At 43.5% G+C, this 20843-nt stretch carries 19 protein-coding genes; 15 read left to right on the top strand and 4 right to left on the bottom strand.

What is annotated here, in order from left to right; genetic code table 11:
* The first annotated feature begins 30 nt into the window (after window positions 1–30).
* Genes ACKVDP_RS00420 through ACKVDP_RS00405 form a run of 4 tightly spaced genes read left to right on the top strand, consistent with a single transcriptional unit; the run spans window position 31 to window position 3266 of the window.
* Window positions 31–885, top strand: coding sequence for an ABC transporter ATP-binding protein (locus ACKVDP_RS00420; protein ID WP_409226830.1), 855 nt, complete (start codon window positions 31–33; stop codon window positions 883–885).
* Complete coding sequence (locus ACKVDP_RS00415; RefSeq protein WP_409226829.1) at window positions 886–2001, top strand: ABC transporter permease; 1116 nt, start codon at window positions 886–888, stop codon at window positions 1999–2001.
* A gap of 14 nt (window positions 2002–2015) precedes the next feature.
* Window positions 2016–3020, top strand: a complete 1005-nt coding sequence (locus ACKVDP_RS00410; RefSeq protein ID WP_409226828.1) for an ABC transporter permease — start codon at window positions 2016–2018, stop codon at window positions 3018–3020.
* Between the two features lie 48 nt (window positions 3021–3068).
* Entirely contained in the window at window positions 3069–3266 is a 198-nt protein-coding gene (locus ACKVDP_RS00405) for a hypothetical protein (RefSeq protein WP_409226827.1), read from the top strand.
* Window positions 3267–3301: 35 nt separating this feature from the next.
* On the opposite strand, the gene ACKVDP_RS00400 is transcribed toward ACKVDP_RS00405, so the two are convergent.
* Window positions 3302–4309: a hypothetical protein gene (locus ACKVDP_RS00400; RefSeq protein WP_409226826.1), complete on the bottom strand. Its 1008-nt coding sequence runs from the start codon at window positions 4307–4309 to the stop codon at window positions 3302–3304.
* Window positions 4310–4365: 56 nt separating this feature from the next.
* A complete protein-coding gene (locus ACKVDP_RS00395) occupies window positions 4366–4983 on the bottom strand; it encodes a metallophosphoesterase (protein ID WP_409226825.1) in 618 nt (205 codons plus the stop codon).
* 225 nt (window positions 4984–5208) lie between these two features.
* Between ACKVDP_RS00395 and ACKVDP_RS00390 the strand changes: the two genes are divergently transcribed.
* Both ACKVDP_RS00390 and ACKVDP_RS00385 read left to right on the top strand, forming a co-directional pair.
* Window positions 5209–6525, top strand: coding sequence for a pyridoxal phosphate-dependent aminotransferase (locus ACKVDP_RS00390; RefSeq protein WP_409226824.1), 1317 nt, complete (start codon window positions 5209–5211; stop codon window positions 6523–6525).
* Window positions 6526–6812: 287 nt separating this feature from the next.
* Window positions 6813–8006 (top strand): NADH:flavin oxidoreductase, encoded by a 1194-nt coding sequence (locus tag ACKVDP_RS00385; protein WP_409227179.1) that lies wholly within the window; start codon window positions 6813–6815, stop codon window positions 8004–8006.
* 38 nt (window positions 8007–8044) lie between these two features.
* Here ACKVDP_RS00385 and ACKVDP_RS00380 read toward each other — a convergent pair whose 3' ends face one another.
* Complete coding sequence (locus tag ACKVDP_RS00380; RefSeq protein ID WP_409226823.1) at window positions 8045–9292, bottom strand: MFS transporter; 1248 nt, start codon at window positions 9290–9292, stop codon at window positions 8045–8047.
* Between the two features lie 126 nt (window positions 9293–9418).
* Entirely contained in the window at window positions 9419–10645 is a 1227-nt protein-coding gene (locus tag ACKVDP_RS00375) for a MerR family transcriptional regulator (protein WP_409226822.1), read from the bottom strand.
* A gap of 227 nt (window positions 10646–10872) precedes the next feature.
* On the opposite strand from ACKVDP_RS00375, the gene ACKVDP_RS00370 reads away from it, so the two are divergent.
* The 9 genes from ACKVDP_RS00370 (at window position 10873) to ACKVDP_RS00330 (ending at window position 20836) form a co-directional block, all read left to right on the top strand.
* A complete protein-coding gene (locus ACKVDP_RS00370; protein WP_409226821.1) occupies window positions 10873–11574 on the top strand; it encodes an FAD-dependent oxidoreductase in 702 nt (233 codons plus the stop codon).
* Window positions 11575–11613: 39 nt separating this feature from the next.
* A complete protein-coding gene (locus tag ACKVDP_RS00365) occupies window positions 11614–12906 on the top strand; it encodes a DUF2254 domain-containing protein (RefSeq protein ID WP_409226820.1) in 1293 nt (430 codons plus the stop codon).
* Window positions 12907–12994: 88 nt separating this feature from the next.
* Window positions 12995–13468, top strand: coding sequence for a ferritin family protein (locus ACKVDP_RS00360; protein WP_409226819.1), 474 nt, complete (start codon window positions 12995–12997; stop codon window positions 13466–13468).
* A gap of 140 nt (window positions 13469–13608) precedes the next feature.
* Window positions 13609–14922 carry a hemolysin family protein gene (locus ACKVDP_RS00355; protein WP_409226818.1) on the top strand — a complete coding sequence of 438 codons (1314 nt, stop codon included), beginning with the start codon at window positions 13609–13611 and terminating at the stop codon, window positions 14920–14922.
* Between the two features lie 121 nt (window positions 14923–15043).
* The gene (locus tag ACKVDP_RS00350) at window positions 15044–16630 is read left to right on the top strand and encodes an NAD(P)/FAD-dependent oxidoreductase (RefSeq protein ID WP_409226817.1); all 1587 of its coding nucleotides are present in this window, start codon (window positions 15044–15046) and stop codon (window positions 16628–16630) included.
* Between the two features lie 2 nt (window positions 16631–16632).
* Window positions 16633–17490, top strand: a complete 858-nt coding sequence (locus ACKVDP_RS00345) for an NYN domain-containing protein (protein ID WP_409226816.1) — start codon at window positions 16633–16635, stop codon at window positions 17488–17490.
* 14 nt (window positions 17491–17504) lie between these two features.
* Complete coding sequence (locus tag ACKVDP_RS00340; protein WP_409226815.1) at window positions 17505–18467, top strand: DUF697 domain-containing protein; 963 nt, start codon at window positions 17505–17507, stop codon at window positions 18465–18467.
* Window positions 18468–18477: 10 nt separating this feature from the next.
* The gene (locus ACKVDP_RS00335; RefSeq protein WP_409226814.1) at window positions 18478–19251 is read left to right on the top strand and encodes a GNAT family N-acetyltransferase; all 774 of its coding nucleotides are present in this window, start codon (window positions 18478–18480) and stop codon (window positions 19249–19251) included.
* Between the two features lie 175 nt (window positions 19252–19426).
* Window positions 19427–20836: a sodium-dependent transporter gene (locus ACKVDP_RS00330; RefSeq protein ID WP_409226813.1), complete on the top strand. Its 1410-nt coding sequence runs from the start codon at window positions 19427–19429 to the stop codon at window positions 20834–20836.
* Window positions 20837–20843: the final 7 nt, after the last annotated feature.

Here is a 20843-nt window from a genome sequence, read left to right as displayed (position 1 = left end):
GCTTTTAATTGTGACGAAAGAAGGGATAGTATGATTACGGTCAAGAACCTTTTCCACTCATACAGCAATGATGAAAGATATGCAGTAAATGATATAAGCTTCCAGGTGGAGAAAGGGGAAATATTTGGTTTTCTCGGACCCTCTGGAGCAGGCAAGTCAACAACCCAGAATATACTTGTGGGTCTTCTCCAGCTGCAAAAGGGGGAGGTCCAGGTAGCTGGATACGATGTGAAGCAAATCAAGAACAAGATGTTCAATAAGATTGGCATGTCCTTTGAGCAATCAAATGTTTACAACAAGATGTCTGGTCTGGAGAACCTTGAGTTTTACGGAAAGCTCTTTGATGTGGAAACAAGGGAACCAATGGACCTTATCAGGATGGTGGGGCTGGATGGCAAGGAAAAGATCAAGGCCGGAGAGTACTCCAAGGGTATGAAGCACAGACTGACCTTTGCAAGATCAATGATAAACAATCCTGAGATGTGGTTTTTGGATGAACCCACAACTGGACTGGACCCGGCCATAGCCTCCAACATAAAGGACATCATAAAGGAGGAAAATGAAAAGGGAGTCACTGTTTTTCTTACCACCCATAACATGTACATAGCTGATGAGCTATGTGATAGGGTGGCATTTATCGTGGATGGCAAGATCAGACTGATAGATTCTCCAAAGCAGCTAAAGCTCAAGTACGGTGAGAAGCTGGTGGAGGTTGAATATTACAGAGATGGCGAGCTAAGGAAGGAAAGCTACTCAACAGTTGTTGAAGAGGAGAAGAACAAGCTTATAGAAGTCATTAGGGGTAATGACATACAAACCATGCATACAAAGGAAGCAACCCTTGAGGAGATATTTATCAAGGTAACGGGAAGGGGCCTGGTCTAAATGAAGCTGTGGTACAGTTTTATAAAGGAGATGAAGCTTTCGTCAAAGAGCTGGTATTTCTATATCGAGCTGGGAATGGCAGTTGTCCTGCTCCTTATACTTATTTTTGTCGTGCCTGAGAATTTCGACACCAAGGGAGAACAGTACATTTACCTGGACCTGCCTCAGGTTGTCGTGGACAGATTCAAGAAGGATCTCCTGGAGGAGGATCTGTACGGCGCGCCACGGTTTGTGGAAGTGGAGGCCAACAATACCATATATCCAGCAGAGCTATATGAAACAGAGGAAACTGAGATATATCTCCTCAACAGCATGGAAGCCCTCAATGCATTTTCAGATTCGGAAAGGGTACCAACTGTACACATTAGAGTTAACGAGAGTAATCAAATAGTTCAAACCTACTATCTTCAGGGGTATGAAACCCAGAAGCTCAAGAACCTTCTGCTGGTTTTTCAGAACAGAAAGGCAGGTCTTGATGTAATCGAGGAGTACTCTGAAAATATAGTCGTAAAATCCCTGTACCAGGATACGGAACCCTTAAATGACAGGGAAAATGTAATACCTGTGTTTCTGACCTTCAACGGCAGTCTAATGAGTCTTTTCATTATTGCAGCATATATTTTCCTGGATAAGGATGAGGGAATAATAAAAGCATATGCAGTTACGGCATCCTCAGTATGGCACTATCTGTTGAGCAAGATAGGAGTGATAATTATTACATCCATTGTCACAACCATGATAGTGACAGTGCCCATTATGGGACTGCAGCCCAACTATCCTGCGATGCTGCTGTTTCTTGTCACATCAGGATTTTTTGCAGCCTCCCTGGGGCTTTTCCTCACAAGCTACTACAAGGACATTGCCCAGGCCTTTGGTGCCCTGTACATTGTCATAGTGATCATGATCATGCCAAACATATCATACTTTACACCTAGCTGGGACCCTGACTGGGTCAAGATAATCCCCAGCTATGTGATGCTCCAGAGCTTCAAGGAAATAATTTCAGTCAATGGCAATATGTCATACGTAATGCTGGCGTCCCTGGGCTTTGCCGTTTTGGGTATGGATATCTTCATTCTTGCAAATCACAGATTCAAGAAGACCCTTACTCTGTAAAGGAGTGCTATAAAATGATAAGGAAAATTCTTTTAATATTTCAAAGGGACCTGAAGACCAGTGTACGGAATTTTATAACTCTGTACATACTGGTTGTGCCTGTAATGTTTGCAATCATGATAAATGTATTCTCCCCCGGGATTAATGACACCACAGTTGAGGTTGTCCTGCTGGAGGGCGAGAATCCTCAGCAGGAGGAATACTTCAGCCAATTTGCAAAGGTGGAGGTTCTCAAAACCGTTGAGGACATTGAGGAAAGGGTCCTGAAAAGGGACAATATTGTAGGCGTTCTACCAGATAAGGGAGATGAATACTTTATCCTGAGACAGGGGAATGAGCCTGACTACATCATAGATTATGTTAGAAATCTCACTGCCTTTGATCATTACGGGATTGGCATTGAGGACACCACAGCTGAGATTGTTGATTATGGAAGGGACATTCCACCCTTGAAGAAGATAATGGTAAATGTGGCCATAATCTTTACTTCCATCATGGGAGGAATGATTATAGCAATCAACATAGTTGAGGAAAAGAGTGACAACACCATAAGTGCGATCCACCTTTCACCGGTATCCCGGCTTGGTTTTATTGCGGGGAAAAGCCTCATAGGAGTATTTGTACCAATTGTCGGATCCTTTATACTTCTTTTCTTCACAGGCTTCAGGGACATCAACTATTTCCACGCCTTTCTAATGGTCGCCACAACCTGTCTCATAAGCTTGACGGTTGGCTTTATAGAAGGTGTAAACAATGATGATGTAATGACCGCCGCTGGAAATATGAAGCTGCTGTTTCTACCACTTTTTGGAAGCATTGCTGGGGTGGAGCTCCTTGCGGACAAATGGCAGCCACTGTTTTATTGGGCACCCTTTTATTGGGCTTACAAGGGGAACGATCTGGTCCTTTCAAATGCGGGATCCTTGCTTGAAATATTGAAATACTCAGGTATTGTCCTTGGAATAAGCCTGGTGGTTTTTGTAGTTCTGGCACCTAGAATCAGAAAAGGTCTTGAATAAGCAGACCTTGGTGGATAAAAGCTGATTAATAATAAAGGGGGTAGACTTATGAGCATTTGGGGAATAGTTGCAATAGTATACGCAGCAGCAGTTGTTGTAATAGCCGTTGTCAAGCCTGATAAAATCTGGAACATGAAGAAGATTGAATTGTTCAAGAAGGTACTTGGGGACAGGGGAACAGAGATTTTCTTCTATATTTGGGCATTGATTTTCCTGGTCCTGGGAGTCTGGCTAATAGCAAGATAGAAATGCATGAAAAAGCTCTCCAAATGGAGAGCTTTTTAGTACCTTGTCTTGAGAATCTCCTTCTCAAGCTCCAGGAGCTCCTCGATTGTATCGTCGCTAAGCTTTGAAAACAGATCTCCTCTTGTCTCAATTGCCTTTTCCTTCTTGACCACATTCTTCTCCTTCTTGAACAAGGATGCCCACTGGACCTTCTTTCCATTTTCCAGGAGGTCATAGTCAATAATCCTTCTACCATCCTCCAGGTACTCCAGTCCAAACAAAATTCTCTTGACCTCCTGGGGAGAGTAGAAGGTAAGAAGCCTTATGCTATAGACATCAATGAAAAGCAGAGCCCTTGGCTGGTCCTTTGACCATGATTCCCCGGTTAATAGTCCTATCTGAAGGGCATCCAGGACTGTAAGAAGCCTCTTGTAATGTAGCTCATAGGCACCAAAGCTGTCGTATATCCTTATTTCAAGACTTGACCATCCCTTGGAGCCAACACCCAGATTAAGATATTTTATGGAGTGCCTTCTAAGGACCTGCTTGATTTTGAAGTAATCATCATTTATTTGAAGAAATTGAGGGTGGAAGTCATCAGCAGCCATTGACCTGTAAATTGGCTTGTCGGTTATACCAATGATGGTCCTATCCTCAAAACCGTTCTCCCCACATTCCTCAAAGGATGAAAGCTCTCCCTCAAAATCCTCCTTGATCTTTTCAATTACAGCTCCTAGATTCCCTGCTGAGCGAAGGATTAGTACCTGGGGCCCCGACCTCATTGTCTGGACCAAGCCATGCCTAATCATTTCACGTAGCTTGCATGCAAGTACAAGAGGGTCCAGGAAGACAACAAGAGCATCCGTTTTTTTGTATCTTGTTTTCTCCTCATTTTCATACTCAATAATATATACAATTGTATGGTTCTCTTCACTTCTCTTCATCACGGTTTCCATTTCAACCACAGCTCCACCAAGGTCATTACAGAGGTATTGGATTAGCTGTTCCTTGTCAGATGAAGTTATCAGCAATGACCTGGGGCCACTTCTTACCAGTGATACCATAAAATCAACTCCTTGTATTTTTGTAAGTTCTAGACCTGCTGACCTGAGGCATATATCTAAAGCTTGGTCTTTCTACGCTTAAGTCTTTCGGAATCGGTACCTTGCGGATAGTCAAGCCTGGTGATATCAAGCTCAGGTATTGTAATGACATGTATTGCAGAGATTCCATTGAGGTAGACCCTGCTGTCAATGGTCTGGCTTTCAATTGACAGGTCATGACCATATAGGTAAATATCTGCATCAATGTCCTTAAGAAAATCGGAGTAATGGCTGATGGCGAATTTCCTTCCTTGAATGGTGATAAGTTCCCTATCCTCTATGACCTTGATTCTACCGCAGTTCTTCTTGACAAAGTCAAGCTTGTCATGGTTACCCAAGGACAGAAATACCTTTTCTGCATTTGAGCTATCCAAGATCTTCAGCATTTTTTTAGCCTCATGCTTGTATCTTGTGATGTAGCTTGGATGAAGGCCAACCTTTATGTTGTCAGAGACATCACCTGTATGGACGATGTAATCAGGATTAAGCACCCTAATGAGCCTCTTGATTTCTGGATAAATGCTGCTGGGGGTATCTGAAATATGTAGTAGGTGGACTGAATCAGAACCCACTATGTCTTTCTCTATGTGGATCCTGCCAAACAAAGAATCAAAAAAAGTCGAAAACCTTCCCATAAAAATGCCTCCTCCCTATGATTATACCTTAATTTAACAAGTTTGTACCACTATAAGTGAAACACAATGATATTTTGTTTCTGATCTTTATTTTCTGAATAAGAGCAACAATTATGCTTATTTACGGAAATCTTTTCTTATGATATGATGATAATGTAGAGAAAATTTAACAATCATACACTTAAATTACAACAATCAAATAATCAAATGAAAGGGAGTTATGCAATGAGTAAACCAATCATGTCAGCACACTTTGAATCAAGAAAGCCTTCAGATGTTAGACTGGCTCAAATGAAGTACGATGAAAGGGAGAAGAAGCCGGAGGCAGTAATCAATGTGGGGATAGGTAACGTATCTCTACCAACAAATCCTGCGATGATGAAAAGAATGTTCAATCTGGATTCTCCGGAAAGCCCATTTTCAAAAGGTGTAATAAGATATTCAGGTACAGCGGGAACTCCTGAGGCACAGGATGCCTTCAAGAACATACTTAAGAGCGAGGGGTTTGATACCAGCAAGCTTAATGTTCAGGTAACTGACGGTGGATCGTCAGGTATGGAGCTTGTTATCCTTGGCGTTTGTGGTCCAGCAGGAGAAAACGAAAGACCACTAATGATGATTGACCCTGCCTATACGAACTACATTTCATTTGCTCAAAGACTTGGAAGAAAGACAGTTACAATCAAGAGACACATGGGAGAGGACGGACTTTTCAACCTTCCAGAAATGTCTGAAATTGAAGCTATAATAAAGGAACATAATCCAGGGGGATTGCTTGTAATTCCATATGACAACCCAACAGGTCAGCTTTATGACCAGGAAACACTGAAGGAGCTTGCGGAGCTTTGTGTTAAGCACAATATGTGGCTGATCGGAGACGAAGCCTATAGGGAGCTTTACTACAAGGAAGACCAGGAGCTTGTAAGCATCTGGGGCCTGTCAGATGAAGAGGTTCCAGGAATCGAAGGAAGAAGGATTAGCATTGAGACGGCATCAAAGGTGTGGAATGCATGTGGACTTAGGATGGGAGCGGTTATAACTGACAATGCTGAGTTCAGCAAGAAATCAATTGCTGAGTATACAGCAAACCTTTGTGCCAATGTAATCGGTCAGTATATCTTTGGAGCACTTGCCCATGAGAGCAAGGAGGATATCCTAAGCTGGTGCAAGGAGCAGAGGGATTACTACAAGGACATGATTGTCAAGGTAAGGGAAGGACTTCTGGAGAAGGAGCCCAAGCTTATCGTTTCAAGACCTGATGCGTCCATCTATTCTGTAATAGATGTAAGAAATGTTGTCAAGCCAGACTTTGATTCAATTGACTTTGTTCTTTACTGTGCAGGGGAAGGTGCAGTTGAAATAGACGGGGTTGAGACAACTCTTCTTGTAGCTCCAATGAAGGGCTTCTACGATATTGAGGATTCCTCCAAGAATCCAGGAACAACCCAGTTCAGAATTTCATTTGTTGAATCACCTGAGAACATGGCGAAGGTTCCAGAACTGTTTGTGGAGCTATTGAGAAAATATGAGGATCAAAGATAATTATAATAATAAAGAGGTCTGCCTGATCAATTGGGCAGACCTTTTGCATGTAAAAGCAATATAAATCAATATAAATTTAACACAGTAATATGTTAAATTTTACTAAAATTGGATATAAATAGAATGGGAAAGAGTATCTTTGCATATACATAAAAATCGGACACGTGGATTCCGTGGTAAGATATGGACGCTTCCAGCCACGGAGGAGTGAGTGGCGTAACCGGCCTGTGGGCTGGTTTTTTTGTGTTTGCTATTGTATCAAGGGGGAGGGGGATAAGTTGGATAAAATGTTTGAGGAAAGTATCATTTCAGGAATTGCAATGAAGAACCGCATTATTAGGTCCGCAACCCATGAAGCCATGGGAGACGAAGCAGGTTCGCCAACTGATGAACTGTACAGGCTATATGAAAATCTTGCAGATGGGGGTGTTGGATGCATCATAACAGGGTTGGCCGGTATTCATGAGGAAGGGAAGGCCTTCCCCAGGATGCTGATGATGGACAAGGATGATCTTGTCATGGGCTACAGACCATTGGTAGACATGGTCCACGGAATGAATGTACCAATAATTGCCCAGCTGGCCCATGGAGGTGGAAAGATATCTCCCGCATCCCCAAACAAAGTGGTGGTTGCACCTTCAAAGAAAAAGTATCCACCTTGGAATGTTATGGCAAGGGAGCTTGAAGAGAAGGAAATACTAAAAATAATTGACTCATTTGTGCTGGCCATAGCAAGATCAAAGGAGGCAGGCTTTGATGGGGTACAGCTGCACGGAGCACATGGCTTCCTTCTGTCAGAGTTTCTTTCGCCACACTGCAACAATCGAACTGACAAATGGGGAGGCACCATTGAGAACAGATTCAGGATTATCGCCGAAATAATGAAGAAAGCCAGGCAGGAAGTTGGAGATTATCCGATTTGGATAAAAATAAGCTCTCATGACGGTGACAAGAATGGCATAACGATTTCAGACACCATAGAGATTGCTAAAATGTTTCAGCATAACGGGGGAGATGTCATAGAGGTTTCCTGTGGAGGAACAAATTTCTTTGACTTTATGAGGGTAACAAAGATTCCCACTGAGGCAATTCTGGCATATGATCCAGTTTATGGTGGTAAAAAGGGGATTGAGAAGAAACTTTACTCCATGGTATTGCCAAAGGTCATCCATAAAGAGGAGCCAATACATCTGTATAACGTTGATTCTGCCACCAAAATCAAGGAAGAGGTGTCTCTACCAGTAATTGTTGTAGGTGGATTCAGACATAGGGCGGAAATTGAAAGGGTGCTAATGGATGGCAGCGCTGACTATGTTTCTCTCAGTCGACCTCTAATAATCGAGCCGGGCATAGTGAATCAGTTTAGGCAGGGGAAAAAGGAGAAATCAGCATGTATTGATTGTGGATTCTGTGCAGTTGCCATAAGCTCAGCACCCCTTAGGTGCTACCATGGAAAGGTGATGCCTTTGAATCAAAGCTAAGATGGCAGCTGAGGAAAAATTCAGGAGGGTCTACCTGATCAAACAGGTAGACCCTCTTTCCTTTTCAGGAGGAATAAGGGATAAACAATGGCTAGGGTTCCTCCCAAAACCGGTATTAAAACCGCCGGCAAGTAATCAATAAGATAGCCTGAAGCCAGCAGAGAAACAGGTAGCACAACCTTTACCAGACTCATGGTCAGGCCAAAGACAACCCCTCTAAGGCCTGATGGGATTTCATCCTGCATGATTGTTATTATTGGAATATCCACATAGGATATAAGAACACCCATGAGGATGCTTAAGGCTGAATAATAGATTCCATACATCAGGGTGGTTGCATGGACCAACAGGGGAACACCTATCATTGAGGCCAATAGAGCCAGCAGAAACGTAGCAAGTATCAATAGTCTGGAGTAGGAACTCTTTTCCAGAATCTTACCAATTGACAAAGTTCCAATTATAAGCCCAACCGGGAACATGGAATTGATAAATCCAAACAGCTCAGGCGGAAGCTCCAGCATCTGGTTAACGATGTAGGGCATGGGTACGTTCACTGAGAAGCCCAGGAGGAAATTCAATATTACAAAAAGCATGAAGGCCTCCCTTATGGCCTTGGAATTGATCATGAACCTAAATCCTTTGCCTATATGAGGTATAAATGGAGGCTTATCCTCCCTGTCCAGGTCAGCATGAAAATCATAGTCGATAAATATCTCTGAAATAGCTGATACAAAGAATGAAATGCAGTTTACCAGAATAAACAATTGGATATCAATCATGGCAAACATAACTCCTCCCAGAGCCGGTCCCAGGATGGATGTTGTGGAATCGATCAGCTTGCTGATTGAATTAAGCCTTAAACGGGATTCCGGCATTACAAGATTGGGCTTCGCCGCCTCAAATGCAATATTGAACAAACTGGAGAAGATACTTAGGAGTACGGTTGTCAGGTATATGGTTGCCAAGTTCAGACCACCAGATTGGCTGATCCTGAAAAGAACAAGGAACAGCATCCCATTGGCAACATCCATTCCCACGATCAGGGTTCTTTTGGAGATCTTGTCTGCAAGCACTCCCGCTATTGGGCTCACAATAATCATGGGAAGTATGTGAAGCATGATGGTGGTAGCATAATTAAGTGCTGAGCCGGTGATTCCTAGAACATAAAGCCCAATGGCAAAGCTATAGATTGACGATGCAAACATGGATACAGATTTTCCTGACGAGAACAGGACAATATTTTTCATTTCTCCCCTTTTATCATATTTTGAGATGAGCTCACCCATATAAATTCTCCTTTCTTGGTCTATATGGAAAGTATATTATGTGGTGTGAACCCAAGTGCAATAGGGGATTCCAAAAAATAATCTACAAAAAACACTAAAGCATGGGGCTGACCCCATGCTTTGAAGCTAACTGCTTAACTTGCCCATATAAAGATAATTGAAGATTCTCTCACCCTTAACGAAGAAGTCCTCTCTTGGACCTCCCTGGGAAATTGGGGCGGTCTCATACTCCCTTAGATTCCTGAAACCTAGGCTGTCAAGATGTCTCTTGATGATATCCCTCCTAAACCATTGCCTGCTTTTTTCTGGAACAACTGAATTTGGTGCAAAATTTTCAAATGCAAGGTAATGTCCATATAGTGTGGAATTATCAGCAAGAAGCTGCATCAATGAGTCCAGGAGAAAGTCTTCGTGCTCAAATGCGTAATTTGAACTCCCTGTGGCATCGATCATTGTTGCGACAGCATGAGGCTTTAAGGGTATGCTTTTGAAGTCACAGCAAAGGAAAAGAATATTCCTGCCTCCAATAACATCAGCCAGTGAGTCCTTAAGCCAGGCTAGGGCGTTGGGATTGTGATCAACAGCTATATATAGAGAGTCTCCCGGCAGTATGTCAATTACATTTCTCAGGAAAAAGCCCCTTCCCGAACCCAGTTCAAGTACAATTCCATCCCCCTGGTCGGGGAAATCATAGTTGTTCCGTGCCCACTGGAGGCTCATGTGCAGATTCTTCAGGTAGTCCACATGTGTAGTATTAACATAATCATCAATAAATGAGTTACTGACAGCATCACACATTTCCGGGCTGAGGGCACCCTTTCCAAAGAGAATTCCACCCCTGATTTCCAGTGAATCCCTGCAATGACAGGTCAGCCTCCCTGAAATGATCATTCCATTCTCCACTTGACCCTCTGAAAGTACATATGAACTCTCGCATTCATTGCAGAAGAGATGGGGTAGGGCATTAAATGGGACCCCTACAGCGGGATGGGGATCATCTGATTCACCTGGCATCGATTCCAGAGTCTCTTGAAGCTTCTCCTCCATATCCTTTAGCCGAAGCAGCTCATCCTGGATCCATTGCAGCTTATTGAGGAAGAATGCCCTGTAGGTCTTCTGCCTGCTGTACTCTGTGTGTCTTCCGATTCTGTCATATAGCATAAGCGTCTGAATCTCAACCAGGGAGAAGCCGATGTGTTTAAGTGAAAGGACAGTATTGTAGTCCTTTTGGCAATCCTCGTTAAAAACATAGTATGAGCCCTTCTTTTCAGGCGTCAGCAATGAAAGGTCCATATAATGTCTGATCGTATCTATTGTTGTCTTGTTTCTTGCAGCAAATTCACCAATCTTCATGGTATCACTCCCAATCCATTCTGATAATTTGATTATACAATATTTTATTCGGGTTTAACAAAAATCATTCAAAAATATGCCTCTACACTAAAGCCTTGGCTTAATTCTGGAAATAATTTGATTTTTAAATGATAAATAATCAATAATTCAAAAAATAAGGGTATAAACACATTGAAGAAGCATAGGAAACAGGGCGATGAGGGTAAGTTATAACGGAGGTGTTTTGGATGTCTGAATTAAACAAAACTTATGAGATGGTTTTCAAGAGGATGATAAAGGAAACCGATGAGATATTTTCCTTTGTCTTTGAAAAGCCCGAGGAGCTCCAGTGGATTCCTGGACAGCATGCCATTTTCAGAAATCTTGAGTGCAAGGTTGAGGGAGACAAGAATTACAGGATATTCAGCCTGGCATCCATAATGGAAGAGGACTTCGTAATGTTCTCCACAAGAATCACCGATGAGTCCACCGATTGCAAGAAGAAACTCCTTGAGTTGAAGCCTGGTGACAGGATGACCGCTGAGGATCCCCAGGGGAGATTCAGGATTGAGGATTTCAACAAGCCCACATGCCTGATGGCAGGAGGAATTGGGATAACACCTATCAGGGCACTTCTACAACACATGGATTTCAATTGCATAAATCCAAAGAAGCTACGGGTTCTGTATTCAGATGATAGAGGGGACTTCGCATATGAGGATACCCTGAAATGGATCAACAGAAAATATGATGGTTTGGACGTTAGATTTATTTCCGACAGGCATGAGTTTATGGAGGAGATAGAAAACTTTGCAAAAGAAATGAGAAACAATGCAGATTATCTGATCTCAGGCACACCTGGTATGAACAAGGCAATAACAGATAAGCTCACATCTCTTGGTGTGGAGAAGAGCAGCATCAAGACAGATAATTTCATAGGCTACAAGTAATCTGTTACAGGGCGGAAGACGGAATATGGGGAGGATGGCATGCTGCAGAGAATATTACTTAAATTCAGAAAAAGTGTCTGGATATACCCTTCAATAATCAGCTTTATATCACTGGTGGGAGCAGTAGTGGTAGGGATGTCAGATTCGGGCAGCTTTCTTAACCTTCCTGATTTCCTTCCGGAGTTTTTCCTTACAAGTGTTGAGCTATCAAAGGATATACTCAGTGTGATTGCAGGCTCGCTCATAACAATGACCACATTTACCTTTTCAACCACCATGGTTGTATTGACAACCTACTCATCACAATTTTCGCCAAGAACAGTGGAGAACTTCCTTTCAGATGACGATACCATGAAAGCCCTGGGAGTATTCATGGGAGGCTTCGTTTACTCCATAGTCACCCTCTTCTTTATGAAGAACAGTCTTGGGGACAAACTGGTTGTATCTGCAACCCTAGGTATAGCCTATGCAATTGTTTGTCTGGTCCAGTTCACTATGTACATTCACCATGTCGGGTCCTATATACAGACAAACAATCTTATTGACAGGCTCTACCAGGAGGCTGAAAAGAAAATAAGCGACTACGTATCCCTTTTGGATGAAGGGACCTTGATTGACGGATCAAGCTGGGGAAGGGAGGACCTGGTGCTAAGGATCAAGAGCAGGAAGGAAGGCTACATACAGCTTATCGACCACAGCAGCATATACCGGACAGCCGGGAATATCAAGGGAACAGTGGTGCTTGGAAAGATTAATGGGCAGTTTGTAACGGATGAATCAGTGCTTTTCTCTATATATTTCGATGATGAAGTGCAATTTGATCAGGAGACCACCGATGAGCTTCTTGACTCAATAACAATAGGCAAACAGAAGTCCGAAATACAGGATTTCAATTTTTCCATGCAGAAGATTACGGAAATCGCACTAAGGGCAATATCACCTGGGATAAACGACCCAAACACAGCGAGCCACTGTCTGAGGATAATGGGGGTGCTGTTGGGCAAGATAGCCCATATTGATGGAAGCTACATGCTATATAAAGGTGAGGAGGAGTATCCAAAGGTAGCCTATGAGATCATAGAGTTCTCTCAGGAGCTGAAATCATCATATCATCAGATTCTTCACTACGGTAAGGAGGATGCCTCTGTGATGCAGAATATGCTCAAGTCAATAAGGTTTGCAGCAGACAAGGCATCAGAGGGAAATCGCAAGGCAATTGGCAGGTATCTTGAACATGTTTGGGGAGTCTTGAAGAATACCTACAATACCAACTACGATTTGAGGATACTGGAAAGGGAAAAGGAGGACATAGTAAGAATTATAGAAGAATAATGTCAAAAAGCAAACATAAGACTTGTAAATTTAGAGATTCCGGAGTATTATTAATTTAGGGAGTTATCAATGGAAAGGAGTGACTTGAATGAATTTTGATGGAAAGCAAATATTATCAACCTTCGTTAAGATGGAAGAGGAAGTATCCAAGTATTATGCTGAGATGGCTAAAAATGCACCAGATGAAAAATCCAAGGCATTGTTTGAGAGATTGTCACTGGAAGAGGACAAGCACAACAAGATGTATGCTAAGCTTCTTGAAAAGCACGGTGGAGACATGAACAGAGAGTTCTCAGAAGAGGAGATCGAGTACACCAAGTCACTGATTGATGAAAACATAAACGCCAAGCATGAGTTTGACAAGAACAAGAAATTTGCAGATTCCCTGGAGCTTGCAGAGAGAATGGAGAAGGATGGAATTCTTTTCGTACATCAGATGATGGAGTTGTATCCTGATATAGCCAACAAGGAAATGAAGGTTATACTTATGGAGGAGAAGAGACATCTTCAACAGGTAAGAGAGAGAATGAACTTTGGTCCCCTGAGATCGCTGGGATTGTAGTACCAATACGGGCTACTCATGGAATTGAATACTTTTTCGTAGAACATGTCGGAAACCTTCCGGCATGTTTTTGTTTAGCCAACAAACTGCTTATTTACTGTGTTTTATGGGTATCAACTTCATATCAGTGAAGGGAGAGGATGGAGTTGGGAAATGATATCAGCATAACGGGAAAACTAATTTTAATCCTTGTATTGACTCTTGTAAATGCTTTTTTTGCAGCCTCTGAAATGGCCATGGTATCCGTTGACAGGATAAAGCTGTCCTCCAAGGCCGATGGAGGTGACAAAAAAGCCAAAATGCTGGTAAACATTCTAAAGGAGCCATCCAGATTCCTATCCACCATTCAGGTGGGTATAACCTTTGCGGGATTCTTTTCATCGGCATCGGCAGCAGTGAGCATCTCTGCGAGACTTGGAGAAACACTGGACGGGATGGGAGTTCCATTTGGGCAGGACATTGCCTTTATCGGAATCACACTTGTACTATCCTACATAATGCTTGTTTTCGGGGAGCTTGTTCCAAAGAGAATTGCCCTGAGATATGCTGAAAAATTTGCAATGTTTGCAGTTAAGCCCATCAGCATTGCTGCAAAGACAATGCATCCCTTTGTTACATTCCTTTCAGTATCAACCAATACGGTAATGAGGATTATTGGCATAAGCCAGGAGGGTGTCGAGGCAAAGGTCACCCTTGAGGAAATCAGCTCCATGGTTGACGTGGGACATGAGCAGGGCTTTATAAATCCGGTGGAGCGGGAAATGATCCGAAGTGTAATAAAATTTGATGACAAGCTGGCTGAGGAAATCATGACTGCAAGAACTGAGGTATTCGCCATTGACATAGACGACCCCCCTGAGGAGTACATTGATGAGTTCCTCAGGCTAAGGCATTCAAGGGTTCCTGTGTTCAGGGATGATGTGGACAATATAATCGGGATACTTTACCTGAAGGACTACCTTTTGGAGGCCTACAACAAAGGCTTCCAGAATATAGACATTGGAAAAATCATAAGACCGGCCTACTTCGTACCTGAGAGGAAAAACATTAACGATTTGTTTATGGAGCTTAAATCCACCAGAAAACACATGGCGATCCTTATAGACGAGTATGGGGGCTTTTCAGGCCTTGTTACCATGGAAGACCTGATTGAGGAAATAGTGGGAGACATAGACGATGAGTTCGACCAGGACGATCCGGACGTGAAAATATTGGAGGAGCATCTGTACCTGGCCCGAGGCTCCGTTTCCATCAAGGAGCTTAACAGCAGAACTGGATTGGAGCTGGATGAGGAAAGCGAGGATTACGATACCCTGGCAGGATTTCTGATCCATCAGCTTGGCTACATCCCCGACGATGAAGAGACACCGGAAATAATGGTGGATGAGACTCTGTTTACCATTCAGGAGATAGAGGACAAGAGAATAAAAAGGGTTGCAATCCATAGGAAATGATCTAATAGACGCAATCTATTTTGGGTGCGTCTTTTATGGTTTTGCTTTTAATGGACTTAAGCCACTTCATACTGTAAAATGGAACAAAAGAGAAAACAGTGAAATGAGAGGACAGGATCAGATGCTAAGAATAAGTGGAATAAGACTTGGGCTGGATCAGGAGGAAGAATCCATACCCTTTGAAATAGCAAAAAAATTAAGGATAAATGAAACCGATATTACAGCTTGGAGTATCTGGAAACAATCAGTTGATGCCAGAAGAAAGAGCAATATTACATTTGTATATACAGTGGATTTTCAGGTGGCAAATGAAAAGGCCATATTGAAGAAATTCGGTAAAAAGGGTGTTTCCCAGGCAACAGTGGAGAAGAGGGACTATGTGAGAAAAAACTCCATAAAGGGCTCGAGGCCTGTAATAGTTGGAACTGGGCCAGCAGGACTATTTGCGGGGCTTGTCCTCTCGGAGCTTGGTTTCAGGCCAATACTACTGGAGAGAGGGAAAAGGATAGAAGAGAGGGTTAAGGATGTCAGGGAATTTTGGGAAACAGGAAAGCTTGATTCCGAATCAAATGTACAGTTTGGGGAAGGGGGAGCAGGAACCTTCTCAGACGGAAAGCTCACAACCATGACAAACGACCCCAGGTCAAGGAAAGTGCTGGAGTATTTTGTTCAGGCAGGCGCACCCGGGGATATCCTGTACGTAAACAAGCCGCATATTGGAACCGATATACTCAGAAGAGTCGTAATAAACATGAGGGAAAAGATCATATCCCTTGGAGGGGAAGTAAGGTTCGGAGCCAAGGTCACTGGATTTGAAATTGTGGATGGCAGGGTTCAGGCGGTGATAATAAATGCAGGTGAGAGGCTGGAGACTGACAGGGTTGTCCTGGCATTGGGACACAGTGCCAGGGATACCTTCCAAATGCTTAATGAAAAGGGCTTCAACATCCAGCAGAAGAGCTTTTCCATCGGTGTGCGCATTGAACATCCCCAAAGGCTTGTTGACATGACACAGTATGGGGAAAGCCATGGACATCCAAGGCTTGGAGCAGCTGATTACAAGCTGGCAGGACACTTTGAAAATGGCCGATCGGCCTACACCTTCTGCATGTGCCCAGGGGGCACTGTTGTGGCGGCAGCATCTGAGGAAGGGATGCTGGTGACCAATGGCATGAGCGAGCATGCCAGGGACAGGGAAAACGCAAACGCTGCCCTGCTGGTTAATGTAGGACCTGATGACTTCGGGGACGATCACCCACTGGCTGGCATGCACTTTCAGAGGCTGTGGGAGAGGAAGGCCTTTGTTGAAGGAGGGGGAGACTATAATGCTCCTGCTCAAAGGGTTGGAGACTTTCTCAAGGACAGGGCGTCGGAAAACATCGGAGCCGTGAATCCAAGCTACAGACCGGGGGTAAGGATGACGGACCTTAGAAGCTGTCTTCCGGGATATGTTACAGACACCCTCAAGCTGGCAATAGTGGAGTTCGATAAGAAGCTGAAGGGGTTTGCAGACCCGGATGCAATCATGACGGGAGTTGAAACCAGAAGCTCATCACCTGTAAGGATACTCAGAAATCAGGAATATAAGTCCAATATTCTAGGGATCTACCCTACTGGAGAAGGAGCTGGGTACGCAGGTGGAATCATATCGGCGGCGGTTGACGGAATAAGGGTAGCAGAGGCTATTGGAGAGGAAGAGGAGATTTAATAATGGATGAGAAGAGATTTGCAGTCTTAATTGATGCTGACAATGTTTCAGCAAAATACATCAAGTACATACTTGATGAAACGGCCAACTACGGTATAGCCACCTACAAGAGGATATATGGTGACTGGACAAAGCCAAACACCATTGCATGGAAAGAGGTACTGCTGGAAAATTCAGTTACGCCGGTTCAGCAATACAGCTACACTGTAGGGAAAAATGCAACAGATGCAGCAATGATAATAGATGCCATGGACATACTGTATTCCGGGAATGTTGACGGGTACTGCATAGTATCCAGCGACAGCGACTTTACAAAGCTATCATCAAGACTCAGGGAGTCGGGAATGATGGTTATAGGAATGGGAGAGCGAAAGACACCAAAGCCTTTTATTTCCTCCTGCAACCTTTTCAAGTACCTGGATGTCCTGGCCGAGTCAGAGAAGCAGACCATGGGTATTCAGGAAGATGCAGAAACCACAGCCAAGAAGGTCAATGGTCAACAGAAGAAAAAGGAACCGAATGGTTCCTATGATGATACGGAAAAGGGAATGACAGATATCAATGTGATTAAGCTTGCAATCAAGAAGATGCTAAATGAGGCTGATGGCAAGGATCAGAGAATGAACATGGGAGAGATAGGTAACAGGCTGGCCAAGAGATATTCTGACTTTGATGTTAGAAACTACGGTGATACAAAGCTTTCCAAGTTCCTTAAGAAGATGGATTTCCTTGAAATCGAAACCGACAAGGAAGGCGGCACCGCAATGTGGGTTGCCCTAAAGGGTGAAGGCGAGGAAAAGAAACCTGACTCAAATCAGCAAAGCAGAAAACGAAGCTATAAGAAGAGAAAGAAAACCTAAACAGGAGAAATGACATGGACAATAACCAGGATTTTTTAAAGGGACTGGCTCGGATCGGCATAAAGATTGGAATTGGGCTACTTGTGCTTCTTTTGATCATAATATTCAATCAGACAGTTCAGATAGTGAATTTCATGAACACCATAAATCCAATGCTTGGCAAAATCACTCTTGTTGTATTGATCCTTCTGTTCGCATCCCTGTTGATGATGCCACTGATCGGATTCCTTAGGTACAAAAAGGGAATGGAGATACCGGAGAATGAGGATTCCCAGGAGTTTAGGGAATACCTTAAGCAGACTCAGAAAAACATGGTCAGAAACAAGTACCTTAAGGGGGAAAACTTCCAATTTGATCCTGAAAAGGACTTGAAGGAGGAGGTAATAAGAGCCTACGGCTTGCTTGATGAGAGGGCAAGGACCGCCATAAAGGAAAAGGCCACTGGCGTATTCCTTACCACAGCCATATCCCAGAATGGGGTCCTGGATGGATTCTTCGTACTGGGAGCCTTGACCAAGATGGTCTGGGAGCTGGCATCGCTTTACGAAACCAGACCCTCATTGAATCGGATGGCAGCATTGTATGGAAATGTTGCAGCAACAGTACTTATGGCTAGGGGAGTTGAGGACCTGGACCTTCTGGATGAGCAGATAGAACCACTGGTGGCATCCATCCTCGGTGGTGGAATGGCAACTCTGGTTCCGGGAGCTGTAACCGTAACCAATATAATAGTCAATTCAATCACTGAGGGCTCCGTAAATGCCCTGCTTACCCTTAGAGTAGGCTGCATAGCCCAAAGGTATCTCAGCGCCCTTACCAAACCGGACAAGAGAAGCCTAAGAAGAAGCGCCACCATTGAAGCCATATCAATGCTCGGGTCGGTGCTCAAGGACAATACGGTGACCATCCTGAAGGCCTTTAGCAAGGGTGCAACAAATGCCGCCAGGAACACCATGAAAAATACCTTTAGGTTCTAGGAGTGATCAAATGATTGAGAAGCTTGATAGACACAGCTGGAATGACATCATTCCAGACCTGATGCAAAACCCCGTTGAGAACTACTTCAATCTCCTGGGGCTTTTGTCAAGGAAACCCATCTACAGGGACATCTACCTTCAGAGGGATGATGATGGCAGGACCGTCAGCTACTTGTTTCACAGGCTATCTGGAACAATCAAGTTCTATTCCAGGGAAGCCTATGATGTGGAGGAGCTGTCTGGTTTCCTGACTGCGCTCCAGTTCAGGAAGCTTATAGGGCCCTTTTCGTCCACGGAAAGGCTGGAAGGGCTGAAGGTGTTGGGCAAGGGTATTCCCATCACCTATCTGTGCAGACTGGAGGAGCCGGTGAGGCTTGAAATGGGCAACCTTGACGGGATACGGCAGCTTGGAACGGAGGACCTTGGTAGGGTTGTTGAAATCTATCTGGAGGTATTCAAATCCTTCGCATCTGAAGAGGTCATGGAGGAAAAGCTAAGAACCGGCAGGGGAAGGGCCTATGGACTTTTTGAGGAAGAAAGGCTTGTTTCTGTTGTACAGACTGATTTTGAACAGGAGGACAGCGCATTGATTGTTGGTGTGGCCACAAGACTTAACCAGCAGGGCAAGGGCTTTGGAACAAGGCTGATGACTCATGTAATCAAGCTACTTCAGAGGGAAGGGAAGAAAATCTATTTGGAGTACGAGAATCCTGAAGCTGGAGGGCTGTACAGAAAGCTGGGCTTCAATCAGTTTGACACCGTAATGGAGCATTCAAGAATATGAGAACCCCACATCTGTTCAAGGAACAGATGTTTTTATGGTGCACATTGTTAAAGAAATAACTAATATTTCATAATTATCTGTAAATTCAACTAGACAAATTACCCATTTTGTATTATCATATTTATTAAGATGTGAAACTATTGCATCATTACAGTACTAAAGGAGGGAATATTTGATGGAAAAGAAACAAAGAGAAAATTGGGGATCCCGGGTTGGATTCTTGATGGCTGCTGCCGGTTCAGCGGTAGGTCTTGGTAACATTTGGAGATTTCCGTACATGGCAGGAGACAACGGTGGTAGTGCATTTATAATTATTTATTTGGCATTCGCATTAATAATCGGTATCAGCATCATGATTTCGGAATTTGCCATTGGTCGTAGAACTGAGCTTGCAGCAGTTGGAGCCTACAAATCCATTAACAAGAACTTTACATTCGCAGGAGTCCTTGGGGTGCTTAGTGCATTCTTCATAATGGGCTTCTACCCTGTAGTTGGTGGATGGGCATTGGCCTATGTATTCAAATCATTTACAGGACTTCTTTCAAATCCGGCAGTAATTGGAGATATTTTTGGTGGCTTTATAACAAGCTCCTTTGAACCAGTTATGTGGATGTTGATATTCCTTGCAATGAACATAGCTATCGTTGCAAAGGGTATTGCAGGCGGAATTGAAAAAGCGGGTAAGATACTTATGCCTACATTGTTCGTACTGTTACTTTTAATCGCTGGAAGAAGCGTTACGCTTCCTGGAGCAGGTGCTGGTCTAGACTTCCTGTTCAAGCCAGACTTCAGTGCAGTTACAGGACAGACTTACCTTGCAGCCCTTGGGCAGGCTTTCTTCTCACTATCACTTGGTATGGGCTGTATGATCACATACGGTAGTTACCTTGGAAAGTCAGAGAACCTACCAAGTAATGCTCTGATTGTAACACTTATGGACACCGGTGTAGCATTGCTTGCAGGTATTGCAATATTCCCAGCGCTTTTCGCATTTGGAATGGAGCCTGCAGTAGGAGCTGGTCTTGTATTCGTAGTTGTTCCACAGATCTTTGCAGCAATGGGAGGAATCGGTACACTGTTCTCAGCCATATTCTTTGTGGCACTTACAGTAGCTGCACTTACTTCATCAGTATCACTTCTTGAGGTAGTTACAGCATATCTGATAGACCAAAGAGGATGGGAAAGAAAGAAATCCGTTTACACAGCTGGTGGAATAATGGTTGTAACTGGAATTCTTTCATCACTTTCAATGGGACTAATGTCTGGGTTTACCATGTTTGGAGTTGGAGTATTCGACTTCTTCGACATCCTTACTGACAAGATATTCCTTGCTATCGGTGGATTGCTGTTGGCCATATTCGTTGGATGGTTTGTTGACAAGAAGGACCTTGAGGATGAGATCACCAATGGTGGAACAATCAAGTTTGGTCTTTTCAACGTATGGTACAATACAGTCAAGTACGTTATTCCAGTGGCAATTCTAATAGTTGCCGTAATGGGTATAATCTCAATCGAGCAGACATCACTTATGATTTTCGGTCTTGCTGTAATTGGTGTACTTGCAATATTCTCAAAGAAACTATAACAATAAC

Origin of the sequence: Gudongella ferriphila (genome assembly GCF_046224405.1) — a bacterium.
Classification (GTDB): domain Bacteria; phylum Bacillota; class Clostridia; order Tissierellales; family Tissierellaceae; genus Gudongella.
The sequence above is the reverse complement of the archived record's forward strand: the minus strand, read 5'-3'. Positions and strand labels throughout refer to the sequence as shown.